The following is an 11,065-nucleotide window of genomic DNA, read 5'->3' on the forward strand; positions in this document are numbered from 1 at the left end:
ATGACAAACATAGTACAGACAAACGGTATGAAAAAACTTGTTTGTTTTTATGAAGAGTGGCAAAAACACGGCGATGCAGAGAATAGTTTAAAGTTGTTTGAGGTGATTCAAAAATATAAACAAGAACAGCTTATGATAGCGTTCTGTGGTCACTTCTCTGCAGGGAAATCAACGATGATGAATCATCTATATAAAGCGCAGTTGTTACCAACAAGTCCAATTCCGACAAGCGCTAACGTTGTCAAAATTGAAAAAGGAATGGATCGTGTTGTTGTAACGGTTAAATCTGGAGAACAGTACGAGTATGACGGTGCATATTCAGCTGAAGAATTAAAACAAATTTGTAAAGATGGTGATGAGGTAATTGGTGTTCACATTTATCGGAATGATGCGCCAATTCCTGAAGGTGTTATGTTAGTAGATACACCAGGGATTGACTCAACAGATGATGCCCATCAATTAGCGACAGAATCAACGCTACATCTAGCAGACGTAATTTTTTATATGATGGATTATAATCACGTCCAATCGGAAGTGAATTTGCAATTTGTTAAAGAATTGAAACAACGTAATAAAACGGTTTATCTCGTTGTCAATCAAATAGATAAACATAAAGAAAATGAATTGTCGTTTGAGAATTATAAAGATAGTGTAAAGCAATCGTTCTCTAACTGGGATATTGAAGTAGATGGAGTATATTATACGTCATTACGAATGATGAACCATCCACATAATGAAATTGGAAGCTTAGAAACGTTAATTACTTCTATTATGAAAGAAAAAGAGCAGTATGTAAGGACTGGAATGGAGCGAGAAACAGAATATTTAATGGGGGAACATTTCTCGTTTATTGATTCTGAAAATGAAAAAGCTCTTTTGAAATATGAGGAAGAGTTAGCATCACCACTTTCTATTTCAGAGGTAGTTGAAAAGAAGAAAGAGTTAACGGAAGCGAAAAATCGTGAGGCAAGTAAAGAATCTCATGTGAGAAATGAATTTATAAAAGGTTTACAAGTTATATTAGATAACGCTTATTTAATGCCATTTGAAATGAGAGAATTGGCAAATGCGTATTTAGAAACGAAATTAACAAAATTTAAGGTCGGTTTGCTATTTGCGAAAGGAAAGACGGAGCAAGAAAAACAAAGACGTGTAGAGGCGTTTTATTCTGCCCTTCAAAAGACTGTTGAAACGCAGCTTGATTTTCATGTGAAGGAATTTATTGTAGCCTTCTTAAAAGAAGAAGGATTGTTCACGGAGGAAATTGGGAAAGACATATATGGGTTAGAAATTGCTTTCGGACCAGAAATGTTGGCTGAAGTAATTAAACAAGGCGCAGGTTTCACAGGTGATTACTTACTTCTTTATACAGCGGATGTAGCGAATGAACTAAAGAAGCGTTATTTTATAAAAGCACAGCAAATTTTTGATAAAAGTGCGGTCGTTTTAAAGCAAAAGGTGAGGGAAGCAGTTGCTCGTATTGAAGAAGAGATTGAAACATATACGATGTTGCAAACGGCGAAAGAAACACAATTACAATACAGTAACAATTTGGCGGCATATGAAGACTATTTACGAAATGTTTGGCACGATCATGTTGCTACGCCTGAAGGTTTGCAAATAGATGAGATATTGCAAAGGGAAAAGCAAATTATTAGTGAGAAATTTACACTACAAGAGCAGGAAATCGTAAACGATAACGTAGCGGTTCATGAAGAAGAGCTGAAAGGAACGGCGGCGTTAAATATTCAGCGGATATTAGAGAAAGTGAAAAAAGCTGAAACGATATTAGAGCCATTGCCAGCGCTGAAACATGTACAGCAAGAGGTAATAGAGAAAAGAAGACGTGTAGAAACAAAACAATTTACAGTAGCGTTATTCGGGGCATTTAGTGCTGGAAAATCATCATTTGCCAATGCCTTACTCGGTGAGAAAGTACTTCCTGTATCACCAAACCCGACGACGGCAACGATTAATCAAATTTTGCCGGTTACAGAGGAAAAACCACATGGAACAGTAATTGTTCAGTTTAAATCAAAGCAAGCGTTATTAGAAGATATGAAAGCTGTTTATAAGCTGTTTCATTATGAGATTGCTACGTTAGATGAAGCGTTAGCACAAATTGATAAAGTTATGAAATATCCTTCACCAACTGGGAAGCAAAAAACAACATTTAGCTTTTTACGAGCGGTACAAAAAGGGTATGATGCAGTTTCTACTTATTTAGGAGAACAAGTACAAGTTACATTAGAAGAGTTCTCTGATTATGTAGCGAATGAAGAGAAATCATGCTTCGTTGAGTATATGGAACTTTATTATGATTGTGCTTTAACAAGGCAGGGAGTAGCGCTTGTAGACACACCTGGAGCGGATTCTATCAATGCTCGCCATACGGATGTTGCATTCCAGTATATTAAAAACGCTGATGCTATTTTATTTGTAACATATTATAACCATGTATTCTCTCGTGCTGACCGTGAATTTTTAATTCAGCTTGGTCGTGTAAAGGATACTTTTGCCCTTGATAAAATGTTCTTCTTAATTAATGCGGCGGATTTAGCAGAGTCTGAAGAAGAACTTGAAATGGTAAAAGGTTATATCGCAGATCAGCTACTACAATACGGTATTAGAAATCCGCGTTTATTTGCAATTTCAAGTTTATGTGCGCTTGAAGAGAAACAAGGAAAGAATGTTGAAAAAGAGAAGTATGGTATTTTACAAAACTCTGGGATTACTAAGTTTGAGGAATCATTTACGTCCTTTATGATGAGAGATTTAATGCTTGTTTCTGTGCATGCTCTATATGGTGCGTTGCAAGGGGCAGATCAGCTTTTAGTAAACATGATAAAGGGTGCAAAGCAGGGGAATGAAGAGAAAGAGAAGCAAACGAAAAAATATGAAGCAGAGCGTGATCAACTACTTCATATCATTTCTTCATATAGTGTACTTGCTGAAGAACAGGCGATGCAAAATGAAGTGAAAGAGTTGCTTTATTACGTGCAACAGCGTCTATTCCTCCGCTATAATGATGTGTTTACTGAATTTATTAATCCGGCATCACTTCGAACGGATGGAAATGTGAAAACACAATTGCAACAGTGTGTTATGGAATTAGTAGCATTTATTCAGCATGATTTATTACAAGAAATGCGTGCGACATCATTACGCCTTGAAAAATGGATAGACGAAGCGATGAAGCGTGCAAAGGATGAAATTGTAGTGAACTGTAAAGTAGAAAATGAATCAATTTCTATGAATGGAACAGTGGAGTATGAATACAAAGATATTACACATAAAGAACCGTTCCCTTCAGTTGAAATAAAAGATTTCAAAAAAGCACTGGCACATTTTAAAAATGAGAAAAGCTTTTTTGAAAAGAATGACAAGGCTTTTATGCAAGAAGACGCTAAATCTGTATTAGAACCGCTCGTATCAAACTATGTAGCTGATGAAAAACATTTATTTGTTCATCATTATAAGCAAGAGTGGGATATGAAGTGGAATTTATTCGAAAAAGTGATGCAGCAAGATGTGATGAACTATTATGAAAGTATATTGTTTGCATTGGCTGAAACGATCGATGTATCTCTATATGAACAAAGTAAAGAACAATTGCAAAAGCAGTTAGTAGAGATTGAAAAAGAAATTTATGTTATATAGTCGTTATGAGAAAAAGATTCGTTCAATTTTCTTTTGAAGTACAGTATCTAAAGATTTTACAAATCCAGCAAATTCATCGGTAGAAATCATATGAGTAAGAACGAGTCGTCTGCCATCTGGTGTTTCACCGCATAAGACGAATGAAGAAAATTCATATGTTTTGTTTTCAACTACTAATTTTGGATAGGAATACGTGTCGCTTTTCTTCTTCTTTCCATCAATAGAGATGACGTTGCATTTTTTCTCATTGTTGTCCATGGTGAATCCCTCCTTTCTATTATTTATGGTAGACAAGGAGGGTTTAGAACAATAGAGAAGGGGGAATTTTTTATGTCTGTTGTAATAGAACGTATTCCAAAAGAGGCTATACCGAAGGCTTTATTGTTACTTGCTGATCCAAGTGAACGGCAAATAGCTACGTATGTACAAAGAGGATTAACATACGTAGCTAAGCAGGAGGGGAGCGTTATCGGTGTATATGTTCTTTTGGAAACAAGGCCAAAGACGATGGAAATCATGAATATTGCGGTTGCAGAGCATTTGCAAGGAAAAGGGATTGGGAAGAAGCTATTAAGGCATGCTGTAGAAACTGCTAAAGGATATGGTATGTCAAAACTTGAAGTTGGTACAGGCAATTCTAGTGTTTCACAACTTGCTTTATATCAAAAATGTGGATTTCGTATTTTTTCTATTGATTTTGATTACTTTTCGAAGCATTATGAAGAAGAGATTATTGAAAATGGGATTGTATGTCGTGATATGATCCGGCTTGCAATGGAATTGAATAAAAACGTATAACTATTTAGGGGGAAGAGAAGATGGAAGTACATAAAGCAATTACAGCACATTCTCGTAAACAAAATGAAAGTGTAAAAGCATGTTTACAATTAGATGCACAGCGTGAAGCAGCTATTGAAGCTGCCGTATCTCTTGCGTCAAATGGGAAAGAATTTTCGGTTGATGTCATTAATTTTGTAACGAAGCAAATTAATGATCTTGCAAAAAATGGTGTTACCTTGCAGCGTAAATATGTTACAGAAGAAATGGTTATGGAGTATGTAAGTCGTTTGAAAGAGAAAGAAGGTCGTTAAAGATGATAGTTACAGTCGAATGGTTACGTGAGCATATAGAAGATGAGAATGTCCGTATAATCGATTGTCGTTTTGATTTAGCGAATCCTAATTGGGGTAGAGAAAAGTATGAAGAAGGACATATTCCTCATGCGTTATATTTTGATTTGAATTTAGATTTATCAAGTCCTATAGCAGAACATGGTGGCCGCCATCCTTTACCAAATATTGAGGAGTTTGCAGACAAGCTTTCGAAGGCTGGTATTGATGAACATACGACAGTAATTGCGTATGACAGTCAAGCTGGTGCAAATGCTGCTCGTTTATGGTGGTTATGTAACTATGTAGGACATGAGAAAGTATATATATTAGATGGTGGTTTCCCTGCTTGGAAAGAGAATGGACTACCGACAACAGCGGAAATTCCTGTTGCTATACGAAAAACATTCAAAGCTAATATACAAGATCATATGCTTGTAACGATGGAAACGGTCAGAGAGAATATCCGTGCAGGTGCGGATGTTACATTAATTGATTCAAGAGAGCCGAAACGTTATGCTGGTGTAGAGGAACTTGTCGATCATAAAGCAGGACATATTCCAACAGCGGTAAACCATTTTTGGAAGGATGGAATGTTGCAATCAGGACAATTTAAGAATAAAGCTGGGCAACAAGAACGATTCCAAAATCTGTCGAAAGATAAGGAAACCATTGTATATTGTGGTTCTGGTGTTACGGCATGTCCAAATATCGTTGCATTAAAATTGGCTGGATTCCAAAATGTTAAATTGTATGCAGGTAGCTGGAGTGATTGGATTTCTTATCCAGAAAATCAAATTGCAAAAGAAGAAGATTAATCACTTGCATGCAAAAATAATTTGTATTAAAATAAGGTCACAAGCAAGAGATTGCTCGAAAAACTTTGTATTTTACACATTGGAAACAATGTGATAATATAACGACAAGTAAATAATACATCCTGCGGTGTGCGTAACTTATTTATGTCTAAAACCGATGTTAGTTATACGGAAGCTCAATATTTAGCGACCATCATCAAGCCTTCCTTATGGAGGAAGATGTACGGTAACTGTGAGGGCATCCACCTGCGAGTAGCGGGTTTTTGGACATTTACGAGGAGCGGCACGTGCGGGGGGTCTTATTTCAACTAACCTTATATAAAATTCCTACGGTGTACGTAGCTTATGCATGTCTTAAACCAATAAGTTTAATATGGAAGTTCAATATTTAAATGTAGCTAACATGCCATCTTTTTAAGAAGGAAGTTACAAACATTTGTGAGGGCATCCACCTGTGAGAGCAGGTTTATGGACATCTAGAGAGAACGGCATATGTGGGGCTATATAAAAACCTTACGTTTTATACGTAAGGTTTTTTTGTTGCATAGATATATTAATATTATCTTGATTCACCTGTGAAGTTTCCGTAATAAATGTAGCACTTTCTGTCTTCATCAATCTCTCTTGAATCCAAGGAGAATTCCATAGAAATGCCGTCTCGCTGAATATATATAATATCTGAATGAAGAGATGGTAAAATTTCTTCGTAGTTCCATACATCTTGACTATCTACTAAGCTTGAACTCGTTTCACTTAGTTCTCTAATTTCAAAACCGATGTGGGAGTATGTAGGGTCTGAAGGGTCATTGGCGAAAACTTCTTTTTGAATATAAATAACTGCTGTTCCGTCTGGATCAACCGAAGTTGCAGTAACAACATAAGTATTTTTCTCTTTAATAAAATATTCACAAGTCATGCGTGCGATAATTTCAGAATTAGAAATATTGGCGTAGTTCCATAAAGCAGGATACCCTTTCGTTTCATCATTAAGTCGATATTCTAAGCGCATTTTATACCTCTTCTTCCTTTTTCTTCTACTTTATCATGCCATCCTATATAATAGGAATAGAATTTAAAAAGGGGAGTGCGAAGGTGACAAAAACGAAATGGCTAGTAGGTGGTGTCGTAACGTCTTTAATGACTGGCACTTTATTTGGTTGCGCACAAGATCTTCCCCCAAAACCGAATGATAATAGTTGTTCTGATTGGGATTGGGATGATGAACTTGGGGTATGGCAGTGTGATGATAGTAGTTCAGGTTATCGTGGGCATTATTTCTATGGTGGGCGATACTATCAAAATAAATCCACTTTTAAAAATTCATCGGCGTTTAAATCGTATCAATCGTCTACTGAATTTAAAGGTGGAATTGGAAGCGGTTCAAAGGGAGGATTTGGGGGCTAAAATATGTCGCAATACATAAGGGATCGAAAAGAATTTTATTTAAAATATCCGAATTTTTGGTCGGATTTATATGAATGTGAGTATAGTTTGTTTCATGTTTTTTCTATAACAAATCAGACTTTGGACCAATTACACTTAGCGACTGAACGAATGGGCAAAATATTTTTTAAGACTGCTAGACTGCTGCGTAATCTAAGTGACGAACAGCTTCTAGATCTTGGCTTTCCATCCCCGAGTTTATCATTCATTAGAATGAAAGGGCTTTATCCTGAATCTGTAATTTCGCGATTTGATTTTGCTGTAACAGAGGATAACAAAATCAAAATGCTTGAGTTTAATAGTGATACACCAACTTTTATTGTGGAATGTTTTCAAATGAATGGGAAAGTATGTGAAAATCTAGGCTATGATGATCCAAACTCGGATCAAGAACGATTGCTATCTTCTGGTGTAACGAAAGCAGTAATGGAAGCGACAAAGGGATTAGATGATCCAAATGTTGTTTTTACAGCACATCATGAACATATCGAGGATTGGAATACCACTATGTATTTAAGTCAGCTATGCCATGTTGAAAATAAAGTAGTGCCAATGTCAGAACTTAGAATTACAAAAGATGCTCTAGTTGATAAAGATGGGGCGAAGATTGATGTTTTATATCGCCAAACATATCCGATAGAAGATTTAATTGAGGATCAAGATCCTGAAACAGGAGATTTGGTAGGTGTGGAACTGCTGCAACTTGTAAAAGCCGGAAAGCTTTTTATAATAAATCCTTTGTCAGCATTTTTACTTCAGCCAAAATCAATTCAGTGTCTTATTTGGGGGTTAGCAGAAGAAGAGGTCTTTTATACAAACGAGGAACAACAGTGGATTAAAGAATATATGTTACCTACATATTTAGAACCAGATTTATTTTTAGGAAAAGGTTCTTTCGTTCAAAAACCTTCATTTGGTAGAGAAGGAGATACAATTACGATTCGCGATAAGGATGAAAATATTATGCTTCAAAATGCACATCAAACGTATAAAACTGCACTGCCGATATTTCAAAAGTATACAGAACTGCCAGTCGTATCCTTGGAAACAGAAAAAGGGATGGAGAAACTGTCCTATGTGTTTGGTTCTTTTTTAATTGCTGGAAAAGCGAGTAGTATCGGTATTCGCGCGGGAGAAAAGATTACAGGAAATGAATCGTACTATTTACCGGTAGGTATAAAAAGGAGGGGGAAAAATGATTAATTTTTTATTATATTTAGCAGTAACACTTGGACTTTTATGTATTGGTCTGTTCTTGATGGAAGTGACAACGAAAGTTAAGGAATTTAAGTTAATGGCTCAAGGTAATAAGGCGGTAAGCTATGTGCTTGGAGGGCGATTACTTGGGTTAGCTATCGTTTTATATTCGACAGCAGCTAATTCAATTTCACTTCTTGATATGATTTCGTGGGGAGCAGTTGGGATTTTGGCTCAAATTATCGTCTTTTATTTAGCTGAGTGGCTTACACCACGCTTTAATATAAACAAAAGTCTCGAAGAAGATAATCAAGCAGTCGGTCTTTTTCTTATGTTTTTATCGCTTTCAATTGGGATTGTAATCGCTGGTTGTATAACTTATTAAAAACTTTACGTTTAAACGTAAAGTTTTTTATTTTATCCCGCTATTTGCCGGGCAACCCGATTGGTGAGGGCTAATAATCAGTGGCGGATGAACAAAACCCCCACTGATTAAAGTTTCACTTTATATACGTTAGTTTGCCATACCATTTGAAAAAATTGTAGGCTACGGTTGACATCTATTTTAAATAAGAGTAACATTTTCAATGTAATGAAAATAAGTCTCTGTTAGGTGAGGCTCCTGTATAGAGAAATGCTACTGCCCAAAAATGTCGAGAGACGCCAATGGGTCAACAGGAATGATCGAATTAAGGTTTTTCTTAACGTAGCTGGTAATGTACCTATGCTATACAGTGCTAAAACTCGGTGAGGGAGAGGTCCGTAGATTTCTAATTATATTAGAAATCGTTTATTTGTGTATGTAATGGCCGCTACTCTCTTAAGGGTAGGGGTCTTTTTTGTTACCAAGCTATGAGTAATTTCATATTATAAACTATAAAATTAAACGAGGAGGTGAGGAGCATGTCAAATTCTGACTCGGTTCCGTTACCCATATACTTCAAATCAAAAATATATGATGTAGGCAGGAAACGATTTGTTCCTCCCTCTATATTTATCACAATATAGCGTTTATAAAGCGCGAGACACTTTCACAGTAAAGTGGATAAATTGAGAAACAAAGCGTTTCTTCCTATGTTGTAAAGGAGGAGACGATAATATGTTATATGCAAACAAAACTGTGGGTAACACGTCATATAAACTAAGTAAAAAATCAATAAAAGAACAAACAATGCTCCAAAAAAATAAAGATTTATTAATTGAAATTGCAACAAGAGATGTAAAATCTGTATTTGCATATTTTAAAACAACAAGAGACGGACTATCAATGAAAGAGGCACAAAAACGTATTCAAGTATATGGCCGAAATGAACTAACTTCAAAAAGAGCACTTCTTGCAGAAGTAATGATGAAGCTAGGTGGCATGATTCCAGGTTTTTCAAAACAACGTGTGTGTGATGAATTACAACGTGAAACGATTACTGTATCTAGAGTAGAATGTTCTAGTAGTACAGGGCTAAATAGTGAACTGAAAATGATGGAGATACCTGTGCAAGAACTTGTACCTGGAGATATGATTTTTCTTTCGGCTGGAGATGCTGTGCCAGCTGATGTACGTATTATTTATGCAGATGATTTATTAGTGAATGAGTCTGTATTAACGGGAAACGAAGCGAATATAGAGAAGTTTGAGAGCTGCTATCACCTTGAACGTAAACGGTTTATTCCATTAAAACGGATGAAAGATTATAATCCACTTGAGCTTGAAAATGTATGTTTTAAAGGTTCGCATATCGTTAGTGGAAATGCAAAAGCTATCGTTGTTTCTACTGGAAAAAATACGTATTCAGGCATCTTGCATACTTGTTGTAGTAGAACGTCTTAATGTGTTAATGATGCTAAATATACAAAAACAATGTATAATAGACAAAGTTGAGCAAAAACGTAGAATGGTAATCTATTTATATAACCTTACGTGATAACGTAAGGTTATTATTTTTTTAATAGGAGAGGAATTATGAAAAAAGTATTATTAGTTGATGGTATGGCACTATTATTTCGTGCTTTTTACGCAACAAGTGTCTACGGACAATTTATGAAACGACAAGATGGAACCCCTACGAACGGGATTCATGGTTATATGAAACACTTATTAACAGCTACGCAAGCGATCGAACCAACACATATCGTTACATGCTGGGATATGGGAAGTACGACATTTAGAACAGAATCGTTCTCGAATTATAAAGCAAATCGTGCAGCGCCACCAGAAGAATTAATTCCTCAATTTGATTTAGTGCAAGAAATGACTGCAAAATTATCCATTCCAGTTATCGGTATGAAAGGCTACGAAGCCGATGATTGTATCGGTACGCTTGCAAAACAATATTGCAATGAAGCTGAAGTTTATATTTTAACAGGTGATACGGATTTACTTCAACTTGTTGATAAGAGCGTTACAGTCATGCTTCTGCGTAAAGGAATTGGAAATTACGAATATTACACACCGGAGAAAATCATGGAAGAAAAAGGTGTAGAGCCGTGGCAAATCGTCCATGCAAAAGCTTTCATGGGAGATACAAGTGATAATTATCCAGGGGTAAAAGGTATCGGTGAAAAAACAGCGTATAAGCTTATTCAAGAGCACGGAACAGTATCCGCTGTACTAGAAAATGTAGAATCATTAACAAAAGCGCAGCGTACGAAGATTGAAAGTGATTTAGAGAACTTAAATATTTCGTTACAATTAGCCCAAATTCACTGTGAAGTTCCAATTTCATGTTCACTAGAAGAAGGATTACACACAATGGATGAAGAAAAACTTAGATTTGTTTGTGAAGAAATGAATTGGGGAAGACCTGAAATATTAATAAATATGCTATAAATAGTTTGGGAAGA

General features: G+C 35.9%; 11 protein-coding genes, 2 other RNA genes and 1 riboswitch. Of the genes, 11 read left to right on the forward strand and 2 right to left on the reverse strand.

The annotated features are described in order from the left end of the window. Nucleotides 1–3,660 carry a dynamin family protein gene (locus tag ACQGSG_RS01635; RefSeq protein ID WP_214631794.1) on the forward strand — a complete coding sequence of 1,220 codons (3,660 nt, stop codon included), beginning with the start codon at nt 1–3 and terminating at the stop codon, nt 3,658–3,660. Nucleotides 3,661–3,663: 3 nt separating this feature from the next. Here the strand turns inward: ACQGSG_RS01635 and ACQGSG_RS01640 are convergent, their stop codons facing one another. Next, nucleotides 3,664–3,918 carry a DUF3931 domain-containing protein gene (locus ACQGSG_RS01640; protein WP_000369740.1) on the reverse strand — a complete coding sequence of 85 codons (255 nt, stop codon included), beginning with the start codon at nt 3,916–3,918 and terminating at the stop codon, nt 3,664–3,666. Nucleotides 3,919–3,990: 72 nt separating this feature from the next. Here ACQGSG_RS01640 and ACQGSG_RS01645 point away from each other — a divergent pair, with 72 nt between their 5' ends. The 5 genes from ACQGSG_RS01645 to ssrS (ACQGSG_RS01665) all read left to right on the forward strand — a co-directional run bounded on the left by ACQGSG_RS01645 (nt 3,991) and on the right by ssrS (ACQGSG_RS01665) (nt 6,092). Further along, nucleotides 3,991–4,458, forward strand: a complete 468-nt coding sequence (locus ACQGSG_RS01645) for a GNAT family N-acetyltransferase (RefSeq protein ID WP_000117684.1) — start codon at nt 3,991–3,993, stop codon at nt 4,456–4,458. A gap of 20 nt (nt 4,459–4,478) precedes the next feature. Next, complete coding sequence (locus ACQGSG_RS01650) at nt 4,479–4,751, forward strand: YpbS family protein (protein ID WP_000451810.1); 273 nt, start codon at nt 4,479–4,481, stop codon at nt 4,749–4,751. 2 nt (nt 4,752–4,753) lie between these two features. Beyond that, nucleotides 4,754–5,587: a sulfurtransferase gene (locus ACQGSG_RS01655; RefSeq protein ID WP_000637562.1), complete on the forward strand. Its 834-nt coding sequence runs from the start codon at nt 4,754–4,756 to the stop codon at nt 5,585–5,587. A 116-nt stretch (nt 5,588–5,703) separates the two neighbouring features. After that, nucleotides 5,704–5,887: non-coding RNA, 6S RNA (gene ssrS, locus ACQGSG_RS01660), on the forward strand. A 21-nt stretch (nt 5,888–5,908) separates the two neighbouring features. After that, nucleotides 5,909–6,092: non-coding RNA, 6S RNA (ssrS, locus tag ACQGSG_RS01665), on the forward strand. Between the two features lie 54 nt (nt 6,093–6,146). Here the strand turns inward: ssrS (ACQGSG_RS01665) and ACQGSG_RS01670 are convergent. Further along, nucleotides 6,147–6,596: a hypothetical protein gene (locus ACQGSG_RS01670; RefSeq protein WP_001235520.1), complete on the reverse strand. Its 450-nt coding sequence runs from the start codon at nt 6,594–6,596 to the stop codon at nt 6,147–6,149. Between the two features lie 83 nt (nt 6,597–6,679). Here ACQGSG_RS01670 and ACQGSG_RS01675 point away from each other — a divergent pair, with 83 nt between their 5' ends. The 5 genes from ACQGSG_RS01675 (at nt 6,680) to ACQGSG_RS01695 (ending at nt 11,051) form a co-directional block, all read left to right on the forward strand. After that, the gene (locus ACQGSG_RS01675; RefSeq protein ID WP_000169031.1) at nt 6,680–6,991 is read left to right on the forward strand and encodes a hypothetical protein; all 312 of its coding nucleotides are present in this window, start codon (nt 6,680–6,682) and stop codon (nt 6,989–6,991) included. Between the two features lie 3 nt (nt 6,992–6,994). Further along, nucleotides 6,995–8,233 carry a glutathionylspermidine synthase family protein gene (locus ACQGSG_RS01680; RefSeq protein ID WP_325842253.1) on the forward strand — a complete coding sequence of 413 codons (1,239 nt, stop codon included), beginning with the start codon at nt 6,995–6,997 and terminating at the stop codon, nt 8,231–8,233. Beyond that, a complete protein-coding gene (locus ACQGSG_RS01685; RefSeq protein ID WP_000606857.1) occupies nt 8,226–8,612 on the forward strand; it encodes a DUF350 domain-containing protein in 387 nt (128 codons plus the stop codon). The genes ACQGSG_RS01680 and ACQGSG_RS01685 overlap by 8 nt, the downstream gene beginning before the upstream one ends. A gap of 213 nt (nt 8,613–8,825) precedes the next feature. Further along, a riboswitch (M-box (ykoK) riboswitch) is annotated at nt 8,826–8,991 on the forward strand. A 335-nt stretch (nt 8,992–9,326) separates the two neighbouring features. Continuing rightward, entirely contained in the window at nt 9,327–10,052 is a 726-nt protein-coding gene (locus tag ACQGSG_RS01690; RefSeq protein WP_000964949.1) for a cation-transporting P-type ATPase, read from the forward strand. A gap of 132 nt (nt 10,053–10,184) precedes the next feature. Beyond that, complete coding sequence (locus tag ACQGSG_RS01695) at nt 10,185–11,051, forward strand: 5'-3' exonuclease (RefSeq protein WP_000757075.1); 867 nt, start codon at nt 10,185–10,187, stop codon at nt 11,049–11,051. Nucleotides 11,052–11,065: the final 14 nt, after the last annotated feature.

The sequence above is a fragment of the Bacillus sp. GMa5/1 genome (assembly GCF_050172015.1).
Taxonomy (GTDB): domain Bacteria; phylum Bacillota; class Bacilli; order Bacillales; family Bacillaceae_G; genus Bacillus_A; species Bacillus_A cereus.